The following is an 18,208-nucleotide window of genomic DNA, read 5'->3' as shown; positions in this document are numbered from 1 at the left end:
CAATGTAGGCAGCGTCACGCGCGCAAGGGATAGGACGATGGCGGACGGCGGCGTAGGCGGGTTCTGACTTCGCTGTGATGCCGCTGCCACAGGGCGGTGGCCGCAATGCTGCCCGCCGGGGCTGTCCGCAGGGTTCAGGCAGCGCCCCGGGCCTGCGCCGCGGCGAGATAGGCATCGCGCGACGGCAGCAGGTGGCGGCGGCACAGTTCCACCAGCGCCTCGCGGTTGCCCTGCTGCAGCGCCTCGATCATGGCCCAGTGCTCCTGCCGAGCGCGCTCGCGATAGGCCGCGGCCGCCAGCGTGCCGAACCGGATCGGGTGGGTGCGGCGCGCATAGTCGCCGATGGCCTGCTGCAGCACGGCATTGCCGGTCAGCGCGAACAGCTCGCGGTGAAAGGCCTGGTTGATGCGGAACACCGCGCGCGCATCGCCCGCGGCCACGGCGGCGTCATGCTGCTTCTGCACCGCGGCCAGCGGCGCCAGCCGCGCCGGCGGCACCGGCAGGTCGATCTGCGCGGCGGCATGGCATTCCAGCACTTCGCGCAGTGCGTACAGTTCCAGCACCTCGCGCGCGGAGAACGCGCGCACCACCGCGCCGACATTGCGCTTGCGCTCGACCACGCCGATCGCCTCCAGCCCCGCCAGCACCTGCCGCACCACATGCCGCTTGAGGGCGAAGCGCGCCATCAGGTCGTCCTCGGTCAGCCGCTCGCGCGGATGCAGGCGGCCGAAGACGATGTCCTCCTCCAGCGTATCGACGGCCTGCCGCATGGCGCCGGCTTCGGACTGTGGGGTGATGTCCGGCATGGCTCAGCGCTGGTGCGGCACGGTATCGACGGTCTGCGTCGCGCGCAGGAAGCCGAAGTCGACGCCCTGGTCGGCCTGCGTCACGGTCTCGAGGAACAGCTTGCGGTAGCCGCGCTCGGCGCGCGGGCGCTCCACCGGCTGCGCCGCGGCGCGGCGGGCCAGTTCGGCGTCGTCGACCAGCAGCGTCAGGTCGCGCTCGCGCACCGACAGGCGGATGCGGTCGCCGCTGCGCACCAGCGCCAGCGGACCGCCGATGGCCGCTTCGGGCGTCACGTGCAGCACGATGGTGCCTGCCGCGGTGCCGCTCATGCGGCCGTCCGAGATGCGCACCATGTCCTTGACCCCGGCGCGCGCCAGCTTGCGCGGGATCGGCATGTAGCCCGCTTCGGGCATGCCGGGCGCGCCGGTGGGCCCGATGCGCTTGAGCACCAGGATATCGTCGGCATTGACGTCGAGCGCTTCGTCGTCGATGCGCAGCGCCATGTCCTCGGCGTTCTCGAATACCACGGCGCGGCCCTCGTGCTCCATCAGCACCGGATCGGCGGCGGACTGCTTGATGATGGCGCCGCCCGGTGCCAGGTTGCCGCGCAGCACGGCCAGGCCGCCGGCCGGGTAGATCGGGTCGGCCGCTCTGCGGATCACGTCCTGCTCGAACGGCGGCGGCGCGGCGTCAAGCTCTTCGCCAAGCGTGCGGCCGGACACGGTCAGCGTGTCCAGGTGTAGCAGCGGGCGCAGCTCGCGCAGCAGCGTGGCCATGCCGCCGGCCTTGTGGAAGTCCTCCATGTAGTGCTGGCCGGAGGGCTTGAGGTCGACCAGCACCGGCGTCTCGCGGCTCATGCGGTCCAGGCCCGCCAGGTCGATATCGATGCCGAGGCGGCCGGCAATGGCGGTCAGGTGCACGATGCCGTTGGTCGAGCCGCCGATCGCCAGCAGCACGCGCAGTGCGTTCTCGAAAGCCTTGCCGGTCAGGATGCGGTCCGGCGTCAGGCGCGCCTTGGCCATCGCCACCGCCGTGGTGCCGGTGCGCTCGGCCACGCGGATGCGGTCGGCCGTCACCGCGGGCGCCGAGGCACCGCCGGCCACCATCATGCCAAGCGCCTCGGTCACGCACGCCATGGTGCTGGCCGTGCCCATCACCGAACAGGTGCCGACGCTGGCCACCAGCTGGTTGTTGACGTCGGCGATCTCGGCGGCATCGATCTCTTCGGCACGATAGCGGCCCCAATAGCGGCGGCAGTCAGTGCAGGCGCCCACGCGCTCGCCACGATGCGCGCCGGTGAGCATCGAGCCGGTTACCAGCTGGATCGCCGGCACCCCGGCCGAGGCCGCGCCCATCAACTGCGCCGGCACGGTCTTGTCGCAGCCGCCGATCAGCACTACCGCGTCCATGGGCTGCGCGCGGATCATTTCCTCGGTGTCCATCGACATCAGGTTGCGCAGGTACATGCTGGTCGGCGCGGAAAAGCTCTCGTGCACCGAGATGGTCGGGAAATCCACCGGCAGGCCGCCGGCCAGCATCACGCCGCGCCGGACCGCGTCGATCAGCTGCGGCGCGTTGCCGTGGCAGGGGTTGTAGCTGCTGCCAGTGTTGACGATGCCGATCACCGGCCGCGACAGCGCGTCGTCGGTATAGCCGGCGCCCTTGATAAAGGCCTTGCGCAGGAACAGCGAGAAGCCGGTGTCGCCGTAGTTGGTCAGGCCCTTGGCCAGGCCTTGCGGTCGGGTGGCGTCGGGCTTGCTGGGGTCGTTGGCGGACATGAGGGCTATCTCCGATGAAATTATTGATAATCGATGGCCGGAAGCTTAGCGGCCAAGGCTGGCGTAGCGCAAGCCCGGCATCGCACCGCAGGAATTGATTCAATCCATAGATCAGTCGATAGAAAAATACGGATTCATCAATCAAGCGGCCCGGCCTACACTTGGCCCCGATAACGAGCCGGGCGTCATCCGCCGGCGGCCACCCGCCGCCCGCCGATCCATTCCCATTCCAACGATTTCCCGGCACAGGAGACCCACATGCCTGGCATTTCGCCCACGGCCGCCCGCGCCACCACAGCGGCGCGCCGCACCCCTCGCCGCTCCATCCTGGTCGCTTCTCTCGCATTTGCCGGCATGCTGCTCGCCCCGGCTTGGGGCATGGCCGCGGACGCCTATCCCGCCAAGCCGATCCGGCTGGTCGTGCCCTACCCGCCCGGCGGCGCCACCGACGTGATCGGCCGCACGCTGGCCCAGCGCCTGTCCACCACGCTCGGCCAGCAGGTGGTGGTCGACAACCGCGCCGGCGCCGCGGGCAATATCGGCGCCGAGCTGGTCGCCAAGTCGCCCGCCGACGGCTATACCCTGCTGCTGGGCGCGCTCACCAGCCACGCCATCAACGCCGCGCTGTACAAGAGCCGCGTGCCTTACGACCTGGAGAAGAGCTTCGCGCCGGTGTCGATCGTCGGCACCGTGCCGCTGGTGTTCGTGGTCAATCCGTCGGTCAGCGCCAGCAGCCTGCCGCAACTGGTCTCGCTGGCAAAATCCAGGCCCGGCGCCATCACCTTCGCCTCGGCCGGCAACGGTTCTCCGCAGCACCTGGCCGGCGAGATGTTCAAGCGCATGGCCGGCGTGGAGATGCTGCACGTGCCATACAAGGGCAGCGGCCCGGCCATGACCGACCTGATCGGCGGTCAGGTGCTGAGCATGGTCGAGACCGTTCCCGCGGCCCAGGCCTACGTCAAGACCGGCAAGATCCGCGCCCTGGCGGTGGCCTCGTCCGAGCGCGTCAGTGCGCTGCCCGACGTGCCGACCGCCACCGAAGCCGGACTGAAAGACTTCGAAGTCAGCTCGATGTTCGGCATCGTCGCTCCGGCGGGCACGCCGGCGCCGGTGATCGACCGGCTCAGCGGCGACCTGAAGAAGATCCTGGCCGAGCCGGAAGTCCAGGCCACGCTGCTCAAGCAAGGGGCGATTGCCACGTGGACGACGCCGGCGCAGGCGAGTGCGCGGATCAAGGCCGAGGTCGGCAAGTGGAATACGGTGATCCGGGAGGCGGGGGTGAAGCCGGAGTAGTCATCGGATGCAGTCCGAATACCCAGGACATGGGTTTTTCCGGGTTAGCAGTGACATGGGTATGAATGACTCCCTCGTCACTCTGTTATGCCCCGCATTCCGCCCTGCTGTATCTGTGCCCCGCCTGCTCCCGCCCGTATACTCTGGGGCCGGGCGCGGCCCTAGCCGGCGCCTCACCGATTCCACAAACAGATCAAGCAACGGAGCAGCAGCATGCGTGTCGCATTTCTCGGCCTGGGCGTCATGGGTTTCCACATGGCCGGCCACCTCGCCGCCAAAGGGCACGAGGTCACGGTCTACAACCGCACCGCCGCCAGGGCGCAGGCCTGGGTCGGGCAGTTCGGCGGCAAGGCGGCAGCGACGCCGGCACTGGCGGTGCGCGACGCACAGGTGGTGTGCTCCTGCGTCGGCAATGACGACGACCTGCGCGCGGTGCTGACCGGCCCCGATGGCGCCTTCTTCGGCGCGCCGAGCGGCTGCATTTTCGTCGACCACACCACGGCCAGCGCCAATGTCGCGCGCGAGCTCTATGCCGCGGCCGGCGAGCGCGGCCTGCACTTTGTCGACGGCCCGGTCTCGGGCGGCGAAGTCGGCGCGGAAAAAGGCATCCTGACCATCATGTGCGGCGGCGATGCCGACGTCTACGCGCGCGCCGAGCCGGTCATCGCCGCCTATGCCCGCGCGGTGACCCGCATCGGCGAGGCCGGCGCCGGGCAACTGGCCAAGATGGTCAACCAGATCAGCATTGCCGGCCTGATCCAGGGCCTGTCAGAGGCCATCGCCTTCGGCGAGCGCGCCGGGCTGGACATGCGGCTGGTGCTGGATGTCATCAGCAAGGGCGCCGCCGGCTCCTGGCAGCTGGAAAACCGCGGCCCCACCATGATCGACAACAAGTTCGATTTCGGCTTCGCGGTGGACTGGATGCGCAAGGACCTGGGCCTGTGCCTGGACGAGTCGCGCCGCAACGGCGCCGCGCTGCCGGTGACGGCGCTGGTCGACCAGTTCTATGCCGATCTGCAGCAGATGGGATGCGGCCGCGCCGACACCTCGTCGCTGATCAAGCGCCTGCGCCAGCACGCGAAGGACGCCTGAGGTAGCGCCAGCACTACCTCCCGTCGTCCGATTCCTACAGCGATTTCGGCGCGTGCCTGAAAGGCCGCCGGCCGAACCGTGCCTAAGCTGGACGCATGGGCCGGTCCACCCGGGCCAGCCCGGCAATGATGCAGGAGACCCATCATGTGGAAACTCGCAGGCGCACTCCTGATAGGCGCAAGCATGGCGCTGGCTGGTTGTACCGCAGCGGGCGCAGTGGCCGGCGGCGTGGCCGGCCATGAACTGACCGACGGCAGCACGGCCGGTACCATCGGCGGTGCCGTGGTTGGCGGCGTGATCGGGCACGAACTGGGCAAATAACTGGGCAAGTAACTGGCCAAGTAATAGTCGCCAGTTTCGCGCGGATCGCTGATCGGACACGCGCAGGAACGGAAAGGCAGGAAGGCCGCATTGCGCGGCCTTCTTTGCTTTGGCCATTGGCCGGCGGCCGTGCTCAGCGCAGATGCCGGGGCGCCGCCTTGCCGGCAAGGCGCAAGCGCCGCCACAGCAGCACCGGCAGCCGCACCGCGCAACCCGCCAGCAGCCGCAGGTGCATCCCGGTCAGCAGCAGGTTGTCACGCAGGTAGCGGAAGTGCGAGACACCGCCTTCGCCCCGTGCAAAGTAGCGCACCGGTGCCGCCACATTGATGGGGCGCACACCGCGCCAGCACAGGCGGACCGCCGCTTCGGGATCGAAATCGAAGCGCCGCATCCAGCGCGTCTCGCGCATCACCGCGCGCAGCGGCGCGATCGGGTAGACGCGGAAGCCATAGAGGGAATCGCCGATCCCGGCCCAGAGGGTCTCGACATCGGCCCAGAAATTGGACATGCGCCGCCAGTAGACCCGTTCGCGGGGCGCGCTGGCGTCGAAAACCGGCCGGCCCAGCACCATCGCGTCCGGCTCGCGCTGCGACAGGGCCATGAACTCCGCAATCAGGTGGGCCGGATGCTGGCCGTCCGAATCCATGACCAGCACATGGGTGAAGCCCTCGGCCGCCGCGGCTTCGATGCCGTGCAGCACAGCAGCGCCCTTGCCCTGGTTGGTGGGCAGCGTCAGCACGCGCAGCGCCGGGTCGGTGGCGGCTTCGGCCCGCAGCCAGCGTTCGCTGCCATCGGTGCTGCCGTCGACCACGACCCATACCGGCGCCCACGCCGCGCGCGCCGCCTGCAGCACGCCGTGCAGGCGGGTGCCGGGGTTGTAGCTGGGGATCAGCACCAGGTGGGAACGGTGCGCTGCGTCGGCGCCCGGCGCGGGCGCAGGGAGTGGCGTGGCATGCTGGGGCATGTCGCGCTCCGGTTCCCGGGTGGCGGGGTTAGCTGGCGCGCTGCGCCGCGACGTAGCCGGCAAGGCTGCCGAGCGACGCGAAAATGGTCTTGTTGTCGGGGTTGTCCGAACGCAGTTCGACCCCGTACTTGCGCGACACCAGCAGGGCAATCTCCAGGATGTCGATGGAGTCCAGCCCGAAGCCTTCGCCGTACAGCGGCGTGTCGGCGGTGACCTCTTCCAGTCGCAGGTCTGCGATGTCGAGTTCGTCGATGATCAGGCGGGCGAGTTCGGTTTCAAGTTCGGTCATGTTGAAGCAGAGGGGGCCGCCGCGGCACGCAGCCGGTCCGGATCGTCCCGGCGCGCCGTGGGGGCCAGCCGATGCTACCAAAGGCCCCGATGGCGGGCTAGCCGAGAGAAGTTTGGTAACAACATCAACAGGGCTTTGGGGAATCCTGGCACCGCGTAGGGGGTCTTTTAAGGTATAAAGCGTTCGCTTCGCAGTCTGGCGCACACTCGCGGACTTTGGATTTCGCCGGTTTTCGGCCTCAGCCTGAAGCGCCGCTTGCTACACATGATAACGACACAAATGATGTCCTCGAGCCAATCGTCTTCCCTCCCCGCCCGTGCCCGGCCCGTCCAGGACGCACGGGTCGAATCCGCGAGTACGCCGCACGCCTCGGCCATCGGCGGCGGCCGTGGATGGCTCGTCGGGGTCGCCGGGTTCGTGATCTATGAATGCGCGCTGCATTATGCCGCGCATCGGCCGGGAGCAGAAGTCGTCGCATTGCTCCTGGGGATCCTCCCGTTCCTGGCGCTCGGTTTCCTGGCCGTGCTGCGCACCGCCGGACGCAAGCCGGCACTGTTCGCACTGGTCGCGGCATGCGTGGCGCTCTGGCTCTGGCGAGTGCCGCTGTCGCACCATTTTGGCTGGACATACCTGTTGCAGCACGCCGGCGTCAACGTGGCGCTTGGCGTGATGTTCGGCCTGACCTTGCGCGACGGCCACACCCCGCTGTGCGCACAGATCGCCACGGCCCTCCATGGCGAGCTGACGCCGGCGCACGCCCGCTATGCGCGGCGCGTGACGCAGGCCTGGACCCTGTTCTTCGCGGCCGTGGCCGGCGCCTCCACGCTGCTGTTCGTGCTGGCTCCAGTGGCGGCGTGGTCGAACTTCGCCAACCTCGCCACCCCTTTGCTGATCGCCGCGATGTTCGCTGCCGAAGCGGCATGCCGCCGCATCGCCTTCCCTGGCATGCGCCACGGAGGCCTGCTCGATGCGGTGCACGGTTACCGCGCCGTGATGGCTGCCCGGGCAGCCCGGGCCGCGCGCGCAGTGACGCCGGCCGCCACCGCCATGCCGCGCTGACGCGCGCCGCATCGCATCCGCCATGACTGCGATCCCGCTCGTCGCGCACGCCTCCCCTGCCGCCACCCTCGCGTGGGTGCAGGGCCGGCCGGTCACCGTAGGCAGGTTCCTGGCCGACGTGGCGCAGCTTGCCGCCGCGCTGCCGGCCGGCGGCCATGTCTTCAACGCCTGTACCGACCGCTATCGCTTCACCGTCGGGCTGTGCGCGGCGCTGCTGCGGGGCAAGGCTACACTTCTGCCGTCGTCGCAAACCCCCGAGACGGTGCGCCAGCTGTGCGCATTCGCACCCGATGCCTTCTGCCTGCAGGACCAGCCGGCCGCGCCGATGGCAATGCCGGTGTTCGACTACCACCAGGGCGTCGCTGCGGCCCCGGATGCGGCCGAATTCACCGACGTGCCGTCGCTTCCTGCGGACCGCGTGCTGGCCTACGTCTTCACCTCCGGTTCGACCGGCACCCCGGTGCCACACCGCAAGACCTGGGGCGCGATGGCCCGGGGAGCGCGCGCCGCCGCGCAACGGCTGGGCCTGTGCGACGGGCGCGCATGGACGCTGGTCGGCACGGTGCCGCCGCAGCATATGTTCGGCCTGGAGGCCACCGTCATGCTGGCACTGCAGGGCGGCGCCGCTCTGGCGTCGGCACCGGCGTTCTACCCGGCCGACGTCCGCGACGCACTGGCCGGAGTGCCCGCGCCGCGCGCGCTGGTCAGCTCGCCGGTACACCTGCGCACGCTGGTGCACGCGGACATGGCCATGCCCGCCGCCGACCTGCTGTTGTGCGCCACTGCCCCGCTCGGCCGCGATCTGGCTGCCGCTGCGGAAGCGCTGTTCCACGGCCCGTTGCGTGAAATCTACGGCAGCACCGAGACCGGCCAGCTTGCCACCCGCCGCACCGCGCAGGAAGACATCTGGACGCTGGTGCCCGGCGTCCGGCTGCAGCCGCGTACGGCGGACGGCGCAGCAGACACCATGACCTGGGCCGAGGGCGGGCATATCGAGCAACCGGTGGCGCTCGGCGATGCCATCGAACCGCTGGATGCGGGGCACTTCCTGCTGCACGGCCGCAAGGGCGACCTGCTCAATATCGCCGGCAAGCGCACCTCGCTGGCCTACCTTGACCACCAGCTCAATGCCATCGACGGCGTGCAGGACGGCGCCTTCTTCATGCCCGGCGACAGCCACGAAGGCGATGCACAGGGACACGTGGTGCGGCTGGTGGCAGTCGTCGTGGCGCCGGGCGTGACCCCGGCGGCGATCCTGCAGGCGCTGCGCGAGCGCATCGACCCCGCCTTCCTGCCGCGCCCGCTGCTGTTCGCCGAACGCCTGCCGCGCAATGCCGCCGGCAAGCTGCCGCGCGACACGCTGGCGGCGCTGGTGGCGCAGTTGTCCCGCGCGCGGGATGTCGCAGCGGCCCTGCCCGCCTTTGTCATCGACGCCGGCCACCCCGCCATGGCCGGCCATTTCCCTGGCAATCCGATCGTGCCCGGCGTAGTGCTGCTCGACCACGCCTTGCTCGCGCTCGGGTCCGCACTTGGGCGGCCGCTGGTGCCCACGCAGGCCGGGACGATCAAGTTCCTCAGCCCCGTGCGCCCCGGAGAACGGGTCGAAATCGAACACGACGCCGAGCCGGCCACGGACGGCAGCGAACGCTTGCGCATCACGCTGCGCAGCGCGGGACGCGAAGTGGCCAGCGGCACGCTGCAGCTGCGCGCCGCTACTTCGGAGGGCGCGCCATGCTGACCTGGCTGTGGAAGCGGCAAGCGCCGGTGGAGGCCGCCGACTGGTCCCGGCACAAAGAGCGCAGCAACATCCCGCTGCTGCGCGTCATGACGTGGATCTCGCTGGCGCTGGGACGTCCGGCCGGGCGCGTGGTGCTGCGCCTGATCGCGGCCTATTTCACGCTGTTCTCGCCGGCGGCGCGCCATGCCTCGCGCGCCTACCTGGACCGCGCGCTGGGCCGCGAGGCCAACTGGATCGACGGCTACCGGCATGTGCTGACCTTTGCCTCGACCATCCACGACCGCATCTACCTGCTCAACGGCCGCTTCGACCTGTTCGACATCCGCCTCCACGGCGAAGACCTGCTCGAAGCCGCCATGGCGCGCGGCCGCGGCGCGATCCTGCTGGGCGCGCACCTGGGCAGCTTCGAGGTCGTGCGCGCGCTCGGCCGCCAGCATCCGGACATGGAAGTGGCCATCACCATGTACGAGGAAAACGCGCACAAGCTCAACGACGTGCTGCAGTCGATCAACCCCGCCATGCGCCAGGACGTGATCGCACTGGGCCGCTTCGATACCATGCTGCGCGTGCGCGACTACCTCGACCGCGGCTACATGATCGGCATGCTGGCCGACCGCACCCTGTCGCAGCGTGCCACCGATCCGGTGCAGCAATGCGATTTCCTCGGCGCGCCCACCGGCTTCCCGACCGGGCCGTTGCGCATGGCCGCCATGCTGCGCCGGCCGGTGTTCTTCATCACCGGGCTGTATCGCGGCGGCAACCGCTACGATGTCCATTTCGTGCCGCTGGCGGACTTCTCGCAGACCGCGCGCGGCCAGCGCGAAGCCGCGGTGCAGTCGGCACTGGACGGTTATGTGCGGCTGCTGGAGAAATTCAGCCGCAAGGCGCCGTACAACTGGTTCAACTTCTATGACTTCTGGCACGCCGGCCCGCCGCTCTCCGAGCAGCCGCCACCGGGCAACGAGCCATGAGCCATGACCTCCCGAGCGTTGTGAAAGCCTTCGACACTGATCCGATCTGTTCCGCCAGGCGCGTTGTCCGCCGGTTGCTGCCGCTGCTGCTGGCAGGCGTTGCGTTCGGCATCGCGGTGCCAGGCAGCGCAGCCGCACCGCCCGCGCCTGCCGCAGCACAGGCCGCGCCCGCCTTCGGCGTCGACCAGCTGATGTCCACGCTGGCGCAGCGCAAGTCAGGCCGGGTCCGCTTCACCGAGACCAAGTACCTGGCGATGCTGGCCAAGCCGGTGCAGTCTTCCGGCGAACTGCTTTTCACCGCGCCCGACCACCTGGAGAAGCGCACCGTATCGCCCAAGGCAGAAAACATGGTGCTCGACGGCGACATGCTGACGGTGGAGCGCGACGGCAAGCGCTTTACCATGCCGCTGCAGAACTACCCCGAGCTGGCGGCCTTTATCGAAAGCATCCGCGGCACGCTCGCCGGCAACCGCCACACGCTGGAACGCTACTACAAGCTCGGCCTGGAAGGCCGCGCCAGCCGCTGGACGCTGACGCTGACGCCGGCGGACTCGCGCATGGCGGCAGTCGTGAGCCAGGTGCGCATCGACGGCAGCCAGGACGCACTGGACCGTGTCGAGATCCGCCAGGCCGACGGCGACCGCTCCGTCATGACGATCCGGCCCGCCGGCCGCCCATGAGCGCAGCCTCCGGCATGCCCCCCTCGTCCCCCACGCCACCCACGCGCCCCTCGGCCCCGCGGCGCTTCACGCTGCCCGGCGCGCGCCTGGCGCTGGCGCTGTGGCTGGTCGCGCTGCTGGCGTGCGCGGCGGTGGTCAGCCGCACCAGCTTCACCGCCGACCTGTCCGCCTTCCTGCCGCGGCTGCCGAGCGCCGAGCAGCAGTTGCTGGTCAGCCAGTTGCGCGACGGGCTGGTCTCGCGGCTGATCCTGGTCGGCATCGAAGGCGGCGACGCCGATGGCCGCGCGGCGGTCTCGCGCGCGATAGCGGCGCAGTTGCGGCGCGATCCGCGCTTCACCGCGATCCAGAACGGCGAGCCGTTGAACCAGGACGCCGACCGCAAATACGTCTACGAACACCGCTACCTGCTCAGCCCGACAGTCACGCCGGAGCGTTTCAGCGAGCACGGCCTGGCGCATGCCGTGAACGATTCGTTCGAGCTGCTGGCCTCGTCGGCCGGCCTCTTCACCAAGGCACTGCTGCCCCGCGACCCCACCGGCGAGGTCGCCGCGCTGCTGACGCAGCTCGACGCCGGCCAGCGCCCCCAGCTGCATGCCGGCGCCTGGACCTCGCGCGACGGCAAGCGCGCGGTGCTGCTGGCGCAGAGCGCGGCCTCGGGTTCGGATACGGACGCGCAGGCGCAGGCCATCGACGCAATCCGCGATGCCTTTGCCAAGGCCGCGGCAAACGGCCCCTATCAGCTCGCGATGACCGGCCCCGGAGTCTTCTCCGTCAAGTCGCGCGACACCATCCGGCACGACGTCGAGCGCCTGTCGACCATCGGCGTGGCCATCATCGTCACGCTGCTGCTGTTGGTCTACCGTTCGGTGCCGCTGCTGGTGCTGGGGCTGGTGCCGGTACTGAGCGGCGCGCTGGCCGGCATCGCGGCGGTGAGCCTGGGTTTTGGCGGCACCGTGCACGGGCTGACGCTGGGCTTCGGCACCACGCTGATCGGCGAGGCCGTCGACTATTCGATCTACCTGTTCGTGCAGTCGGCGCAATACACGCGCAACGGCCAGCGCGACAACCGCGCCTGGCTGGGCGGGTTCTGGCCCACGGTGCGGCTGGGCGTGCTGACCTCGGTGTGCGGTTTTGCCTCGCTGCTGCTGTCGGGCTTTCCGGGACTGGCGCAGCTTGGGCTGTATTCGATCGCAGGGCTCGCGACGGCGGCGCTGGTGACGCGCTTCGTGCTGCCGCAGCTGGTGCCCGCCACGCTGCACCTGCGCGACGTGACGCCGCTGGGACGCCGCCTGGCATGGCTGGCCGAGCGTGCCCACCGGCTGCGCTGGCTGGTGCTCGTACTGGTGGTCGCGGCAAGCACCGTGCTGGCGATGCATCGCGGCACGCTGTGGGGCCGCGAGCTGGCCGGGCTGAGCCCGGTGCCCGCGAGCGAACAGGCCCTCGACGCCTCGCTGCGCGCCGACCTGGGCGCGCCCGACGTGCGCTTCCTGGTGGTGCTGTCCGGGCCCGACCAGGAAAGCGTGCTGCAGGGCGCGGAGCGCGTGGCCCACGAACTCGACCCGCTGGTGGCGCAGAACTTCATCGGCGGCTATGAAAGCCCCGCGCGCTACCTGCCCAGCGACGCGACCCAGCGCGCGCGCCAGGCCAGCCTGCCCCCGCCCGCCGAGCTGGCGCAGCGGCTGCGCGCGGCCGTCGCCGGCCAGCCGGTGCGCGCCGACCTGTTCGCACCGTTCCTGGCCGAAGCCGAGCAAGCGCGCGCGGGCCCGCTGCTGCGGCGCGAAGACCTGCGCGGCACGTCGATGGCGCTGGCGGTCGATGCGCTGCTGACGCATCGCGACGGGCGCTGGAGCGCGACGCTGCCGCTGCGCGCCCCGGCCACGGCAAATGCCGCCAAGGGTAGCGGCGGCGGCGACGGCGTCGACAGTGCCGCGGTGCGCGCCGCCGTTGCCCGCGCCGACGTGCCCGATACGCTGTTCGTCGACCTCAAGGGCGAGTCCGACCGCCTCTACGCCGGCTACCTGCGCGAGGCGCTGCTGCTGTCGCTGGCGGGCCTGCTGGCGATCGTGGCGCTGCTGGCGATCGCGCTGCGCTCGCCGCGCCGTGTGGCGGCCACGGTACTGCCGCTGGCGGCCGCCGCGGTGGTCGTGCTGGGCGGGCTGGCCGCACTGGGCCAGCCGCTGACGCTGCTGCACCTGGTGGGCCTGTTGCTGCTGGTGGCAGTCGGCTCGAACTACGCGCTATTCTTCAATGGCGCTGCAGCGGGCCAGCCTGGCGCGGCCCATTCGCCGCACACGCTGGTCTCCCTGCTGCTCGCAAACCTGACGACGGTGTCCGCCTTCGGCCTGCTGGCGCTGTCGAGCCTGCCATTGCTGCGGGCGTTCGGCCTGACAGTCGGCCCCGGCGCCATCCTGGCGCTGTGGTTCTCGGCAATCCTGGCGCGGCCCACCACCTCCGGCAATGCCGGAAATGCCGGGACCGGTCAGGCCGGGAGTACGACATGAACCGCTTTTCCGCATCCGGCGGCGCCTGGCACGACACGCCGCCAAGCCGCCCGTGGCGCCCCAGCCCGCTGCTGTATGGCGCAGCCGCGGTCCACGTGGCCGGCATCGGCGCCATGCTCACGCATCCCGGCAGCATCGTCCCCGCATTGGCAGGCATTGCCGCCACCCACGCGGCGATGTGCGCCGGCGGCTTGTGGCCGCGCAGTACGTGGCTGGGGCCAAACCTGCTGCGGCTGCCGCCGTCGGCACAGGATTGCGTAGCGCTGACCTTCGACGATGGTCCCAATCCGGCGCTGACGCCGCGCGTGCTCGACCTGCTCGACCAGCACGGCGCGCGCGCCACCTTCTTCTGCGTCGGCGAGCGCGCCGCGGCGCATCCGGCGCTGGTGCGCGAGGTCGTGCGCCGCGGCCATGCGGTGGAAAACCACAGCATGCATCACCGCCTGCATTTCTCCGTTTTCGGACCGGGCCGGATGCTGCGCGACATCGGCGCGGCGCAGCAGGTGCTGGGCGACCTCACCGGGCAGGCGCCGCGCTTCTTCCGCGCGCCGGCCGGGCTGCGCAACCCGTTCCTGGAACCGGTGCTGTGCCGCCTCGGGCTCCAGCTGGCGGCGTGGACGCGACGCGGCTTCGATACCCGCTCCGGCGACATCGCGGCGCGCGTGGAACAACGCCTGACCGGCAAACTCGCGGGCCGCGACATCCTGCTGCTGCATGACGGCAATCCCGGCTTCGATCCGGCCGGCAATCCGCACTGCACGACGGTGCTGCCGCCCCTGCTTGCCGCCATCGACCGGGCGGGACTGCGCTGCGTGACGCTGCGCGCAGCGATGGAATCAGGGCATGCCGACAGCGGTACCGGACAGTCGCCGACAAACTGACCGGCCCCGGCTTGTTACAATTAGACCACCCCCAAGATTCCGCAAAGCCTTGTCTCCGCTACTGATTTCCCACTTCACGGCCACCAGCTGCATCGGTACCGGCGCAGACGCGACTTTGTCGGCACTGCGCGCGCGGCGTGGCGGCCTGGCTCCGTGCCAGTTTGGCGACGTGCGCCTGGACACCTATGTCGGTGAAGTACCCGGACTGGATGCGGTGACGCTGCCTGCGCACCTGTCGCACTTCGACTGCCGCAACAACCGCCTGGCATGGCTTGGGCTGGAAGCAGACCATTTCGCCGAACGCGTACGCGAGGCCGCGGCACGCTATGGCGCGGACCGCATCGGTGTCTTTCTCGGCACCAGCACCGCCGGCGTGCTGCAGACGGAACTGGGCTATCGGCAGCGCGATCCAGATACCGGTGCGCTGCCGGCGGGCTTCCACTACGGCGGCACGCACAACCCCTATTCCCTGCCGGGCTTCGTGCGGGAGTATCTCGGCCTTGGCGGCCCGGCAGCGGCGGTTTCGTCGGCATGCTCGTCCGGCGCCAAGGTCTTCAGCTCGGCCCGGCGCATGATCGAAGCAGGATTGATCGACGCGGCCGTCGTCGGCGGCGTCGATTCGCTGTGCCACACCACGCTGTATGGCTTCAATTCGCTGGAGCTGCTGTCGGCGCAGCCGTGCCGCCCATACGACGTCGCGCGCAACGGCATCTCGATTGGCGAGGGCGCGGCCTTCGGGCTGCTCGAGCGCGCCCCGGATGCGCCGGATGCCGATGCCATCCTGCTGGCCGGCATCGGCGAGTCGAGCGACGCGCACCATATGTCGACCCCGCACCCGGAAGGACTCGGTGCCCGCCTGGCGATGGAACAGGCGCTGGCCAGCGCCGGCATCGCTGCCGCACAGGTCGGCTACGTCAACCTGCATGGCACCGCCACGCGCAGCAACGACGCCGCCGAGGCGCTGGCCATGGCCGCGGTGCTGCCCGGTACGCCATGCAGTTCGACCAAGGGCGCGACCGGCCATGCGCTTGGCGCCGCCGGGGCACTGGAGGCCGTGATCTGCGCCCTGGCATTGCGCCATGGCCTGCTGCCGGCCGGCATCAACACCACGCAGCCGGATCCGGCGCTGGGCGTGAACTACCAGCTTATGAGCCGCGACGCGCCGCTGCGCTATGCCATGAGCAATGCATTCGGCTTCGGCGGTTCCAACTGCAGCCTGCTGTTCGCGCGCGCGGACGCGGCGTTTCACTGAGCCAGCGCCATGCCGCAACCCGCTTTGCAACCCGTTTTTATCGAAAGCATCGGCCTGCTCGGCCCGGGCATGAGTGGCTGGAACGCAGCGCGCGAAGTGCTGGCGGGCCGCGCGTCCTACACGCACGCGCCGACCGAACTGCCGCCGCCCGCAGGGCTGCCGCCCGCGGAGCGCCGGCGCACCGGCCCGACCGTGCGCCTGGCGCTGGGCGTGGGCCAGCAGGCCGTCGCCGCCAGCGGCCTCGATGCCGCGCAGCTGCCGGCGATCTTTACCTCGTCGAGCGCCGACGGCCACAATTTCCACGCGATCTGCGAAGCGCTGGCCGAGCCGGATCCGCTGATGTCGCCGACGCGCTTCCACAACTCCGTCCACAACGCCACCGCCGGCTACTGGGCGATCGCGGCCGGGGCGATGCGCACCTCCAACGTGCTGTGCGCGATGGACGGCAGCTTCGGCGCCGGCCTGCTCGAATGCGCGCTGCAGGTGGCGGGCGATGCCGAGCCCTGCCTGCTGATTGCCTACGACACCGGCTACCCCGAGCCGCTGCACAGCCATCGGCTCATCCCCGACCCGTTCGGTGTGGCGCTGCTGATGACGCCGCAGCCCACGCCGCAGACGCTGGCGCAGATCGAGGTCTCGCTGACGCAGGCCGGCGCCGATACGATGCCGGATGCCGCGCTGGAAGCGCTGCGCAAGTCGGCACCGGCCGCGCGCGCGCTGCCGCTGCTGGCCGCCATCGCACGCGGCGACACCGGCACGGTGGTGCTCGATTACCTCGACAGGCTGCAGATCCGGGCCAATGTGGCCAGCCTCGGCACCGTGACCAGGGCCTGACGCCGTGAAGCTGCCCGCCTTCGTGCGCGACCGCGACTGGATTGCGGCGCGCATTCCGCACCAGGGCACGATGTGCCTGCTCGACGGTGTGCTGGACTGGGATGAAAACGTGGTGCGTTGCGTGTCCGGCACGCATGCGCGGGCGGACAACCCGCTGCGGGCGCAGGGACGGCTCGCGGCGGTCTGCGGCATCGAATACGCGGCACAGGCGATGGCCGTGCACGGCGCGCTGCTGGCGGCGCAGGAAGACAGCCCTTCGCGCCCGCGCTCCGGCTACCTGGCGTCGGTGCGCAAGCTCGAACTGCTGGTGGAGAGGCTGGACGATATCGACGCGCCGCTGCTGGTCGAAGCGCGGCGCGTCAGCGGCGAAGGCGCCAGCGTGCTGTACGCCTTCACCGTCAGCGCGGACGGGCGGAGCTTGCTGTCAGGCCGGGCAGCGGTGATTCTCGATGCCGCCCGGCATGGCTCGCACGCCGGCTGAAGTGCCGGCAGACGACCCTTAGCGAGCGGGCAGGATCTTGCCCGAGACCGTGCCGAAGCCGACGCGGTAGCCCTCGCCCTGGCAGTAGCCGGTCATGATCACGCTGTCGCCGTCCTGCAGGAAGCCGCGCTGGCTGCCGTCGGCCAGCGTCACCGGCTCGGCGCCATTGCGGGTCAGCTCCAGCATGCTGCCGTAGGAGTCCGGCGTGGTACCCGAGATCGTGCCCGAGCCCATCAGGTCGCCCACGCGCACATTGCAGCCCGACACCGTGTGGTGCGCCAGCTGCTGTGCCATGGTCCAGTACATCGCCTTGAAGTTGGTGCGGCAGATCGTGCTCGGCGCGGGCGCTCCTTCCGGCTGCAGCGAGACTTCCAGCGCGATGTCATAGGCGTTCTTGTCCTGCTGCTGCAGGTACGCCAGCGGCTGCGGCGATTGCTCGGGATTGTCGCGGCGGAACGGTTCCAGCGCGTCCATCGTCACCACCCACGGCGAGATCGAAGTGCCGAAGCCCTTGCTGTTGAACGGCCCCAGCGGCACGTATTCCCATTGCTGGATATCGCGCGCGCTCCAGTCATTGAGCAGCACCATGCCGAACATATGCGCCGGCGCGTCGGCCGTGCTGACGGGCTCGCCCAGCGCCGACTCCTTGCCGACGATAAAGCCCATCTCCAGTTCGAAATCCAGCTTGCGGCAGGCGCTGAACACCGGGCGCGCTTCGTTCGGCAGCTTGATCTGGCCGTTCGGGCGATGCAGCGGCGTGCCGCTCACCACCACCGAACTGGCGCGGCCGTTATAGCCGATGGGGATTTCCAGCCAGTTGGGCAGCAGCGCGTTGTCCGGGTCGCGGAACATGCGGCCGACGTTGGTAGCGTGTTCCTTCGACGAATAGAAGTCGGTGTAGCCGGGGATGTCGACCGGCAGGTGCAGCGCCGCGGCGGACATCGGCACCAGCGCCTTGTCGCGCAGCGCTGCGTTGTCGCGCAGCGCTGCGTCTTCGCCGGACAGCAGCGCGGTCAGGCGCTTGCGGGTTTCGGTCCAGGCGGGCCTGCCGAGGGCGATGAAGCGGTTCAGGGTCGTTCCGGCGAAAGTGCCCTTTGCTGCGGCGGGCAGAAGGCCGGCATCATCGAGCGCGGCCAGGTCAACGATCTGGTCGCCGATGGCGACTCCGACGCGCGGCGACTGGCCTTTGACGGAGAACACGCCGTAGGGCAGGTTCTGCAGCGGGAAGTGGGTCTGGCCGTCGTTGGCGCTGTCGATCCAGCTGGTTTGGGGGGCGGTCATTGGTTCA

General features: G+C 70.1%; 17 protein-coding genes. 12 read left to right on the top strand and 5 right to left on the bottom strand.

All coding sequences use genetic code 11. From position 1 onward, the window contains the following. Window positions 1–134: 134 nt before the first annotated feature. Window positions 135–806: a GntR family transcriptional regulator gene (locus E1J61_RS12925; protein WP_133094448.1), complete on the bottom strand. Its 672-nt coding sequence runs from the start codon at window positions 804–806 to the stop codon at window positions 135–137. Window positions 807–809: 3 nt separating this feature from the next. Further along, on the bottom strand, window positions 810–2,564 hold the full coding sequence (locus tag E1J61_RS12920) for an IlvD/Edd family dehydratase (protein WP_133094447.1): 1,755 nt from the start codon (window positions 2,562–2,564) through the stop codon (window positions 810–812). A 258-nt stretch (window positions 2,565–2,822) separates the two neighbouring features. Here E1J61_RS12920 and E1J61_RS12915 point away from each other — a divergent pair, with 258 nt between their 5' ends. From E1J61_RS12915 to E1J61_RS12905, 3 genes are all read left to right on the top strand, one after another. After that, window positions 2,823–3,857 carry a tripartite tricarboxylate transporter substrate binding protein gene (locus E1J61_RS12915; RefSeq protein ID WP_133094446.1) on the top strand — a complete coding sequence of 345 codons (1,035 nt, stop codon included), beginning with the start codon at window positions 2,823–2,825 and terminating at the stop codon, window positions 3,855–3,857. A gap of 192 nt (window positions 3,858–4,049) precedes the next feature. Beyond that, window positions 4,050–4,949 (top strand): NAD(P)-dependent oxidoreductase, encoded by a 900-nt coding sequence (locus E1J61_RS12910; RefSeq protein ID WP_256376131.1) that lies wholly within the window; start codon window positions 4,050–4,052, stop codon window positions 4,947–4,949. A 144-nt stretch (window positions 4,950–5,093) separates the two neighbouring features. Next, complete coding sequence (locus E1J61_RS12905; protein ID WP_029046952.1) at window positions 5,094–5,270, top strand: glycine zipper 2TM domain-containing protein; 177 nt, start codon at window positions 5,094–5,096, stop codon at window positions 5,268–5,270. A 133-nt stretch (window positions 5,271–5,403) separates the two neighbouring features. Here the strand turns inward: E1J61_RS12905 and E1J61_RS12900 are convergent, their stop codons facing one another. Together E1J61_RS12900 and E1J61_RS12895 are read right to left on the bottom strand one after the other, a co-directional pair. Continuing rightward, window positions 5,404–6,234 carry a glycosyltransferase family 2 protein gene (locus E1J61_RS12900; RefSeq protein ID WP_133094444.1) on the bottom strand — a complete coding sequence of 277 codons (831 nt, stop codon included), beginning with the start codon at window positions 6,232–6,234 and terminating at the stop codon, window positions 5,404–5,406. A 28-nt stretch (window positions 6,235–6,262) separates the two neighbouring features. Continuing rightward, window positions 6,263–6,523: a phosphopantetheine-binding protein gene (locus E1J61_RS12895; RefSeq protein WP_133094443.1), complete on the bottom strand. Its 261-nt coding sequence runs from the start codon at window positions 6,521–6,523 to the stop codon at window positions 6,263–6,265. 279 nt (window positions 6,524–6,802) lie between these two features. Here E1J61_RS12895 and E1J61_RS12890 point away from each other — a divergent pair, with 279 nt between their 5' ends. The 9 genes from E1J61_RS12890 (at window position 6,803) to E1J61_RS12850 (ending at window position 16,920) form a co-directional block, all read left to right on the top strand. Continuing rightward, window positions 6,803–7,582, top strand: a complete 780-nt coding sequence (locus tag E1J61_RS12890; RefSeq protein ID WP_240745817.1) for an acyl carrier protein — start codon at window positions 6,803–6,805, stop codon at window positions 7,580–7,582. A gap of 22 nt (window positions 7,583–7,604) precedes the next feature. Beyond that, the gene (locus tag E1J61_RS12885) at window positions 7,605–9,320 is read left to right on the top strand and encodes an AMP-binding protein (RefSeq protein ID WP_133094442.1); all 1,716 of its coding nucleotides are present in this window, start codon (window positions 7,605–7,607) and stop codon (window positions 9,318–9,320) included. Further along, window positions 9,314–10,291 (top strand): acyl-CoA synthetase, encoded by a 978-nt coding sequence (locus E1J61_RS12880; protein WP_133094441.1) that lies wholly within the window; start codon window positions 9,314–9,316, stop codon window positions 10,289–10,291. The genes E1J61_RS12885 and E1J61_RS12880 overlap by 7 nt, the downstream gene beginning before the upstream one ends. Further along, a complete protein-coding gene (locus E1J61_RS12875) occupies window positions 10,288–10,971 on the top strand; it encodes a LolA-related protein (protein ID WP_371703881.1) in 684 nt (227 codons plus the stop codon). Before E1J61_RS12880 ends, E1J61_RS12875 begins: the two co-directional genes overlap by 4 nt. A gap of 14 nt (window positions 10,972–10,985) precedes the next feature. Then, a complete protein-coding gene (locus E1J61_RS12870) occupies window positions 10,986–13,472 on the top strand; it encodes an MMPL family transporter (protein WP_133094440.1) in 2,487 nt (828 codons plus the stop codon). After that, window positions 13,469–14,353: a polysaccharide deacetylase family protein gene (locus tag E1J61_RS12865; RefSeq protein WP_133094439.1), complete on the top strand. Its 885-nt coding sequence runs from the start codon at window positions 13,469–13,471 to the stop codon at window positions 14,351–14,353. The genes E1J61_RS12870 and E1J61_RS12865 overlap by 4 nt, the downstream gene beginning before the upstream one ends. A gap of 49 nt (window positions 14,354–14,402) precedes the next feature. Then, window positions 14,403–15,605: a beta-ketoacyl-[acyl-carrier-protein] synthase family protein gene (locus E1J61_RS12860; RefSeq protein WP_133094438.1), complete on the top strand. Its 1,203-nt coding sequence runs from the start codon at window positions 14,403–14,405 to the stop codon at window positions 15,603–15,605. A 9-nt stretch (window positions 15,606–15,614) separates the two neighbouring features. Further along, window positions 15,615–16,439, top strand: a complete 825-nt coding sequence (locus E1J61_RS12855) for a beta-ketoacyl synthase chain length factor (RefSeq protein WP_133094437.1) — start codon at window positions 15,615–15,617, stop codon at window positions 16,437–16,439. A 70-nt stretch (window positions 16,440–16,509) separates the two neighbouring features. Beyond that, window positions 16,510–16,920: a 3-hydroxylacyl-ACP dehydratase gene (locus tag E1J61_RS12850; protein ID WP_371704068.1), complete on the top strand. Its 411-nt coding sequence runs from the start codon at window positions 16,510–16,512 to the stop codon at window positions 16,918–16,920. Between the two features lie 18 nt (window positions 16,921–16,938). On the opposite strand, the gene fahA is transcribed toward E1J61_RS12850, so the two are convergent. Beyond that, window positions 16,939–18,201 (bottom strand): fumarylacetoacetase, encoded by a 1,263-nt coding sequence (gene fahA, locus E1J61_RS12845; RefSeq protein ID WP_133094436.1) that lies wholly within the window; start codon window positions 18,199–18,201, stop codon window positions 16,939–16,941. Window positions 18,202–18,208 lie beyond the last annotated feature (7 nt).

The sequence above is a fragment of the Cupriavidus sp. L7L genome (assembly GCF_004353535.1).
GTDB lineage: Bacteria > Pseudomonadota > Gammaproteobacteria > Burkholderiales > Burkholderiaceae > Cupriavidus > Cupriavidus oxalaticus_A.
This window is presented reverse-complemented; position numbering and strand designations above follow the sequence as displayed.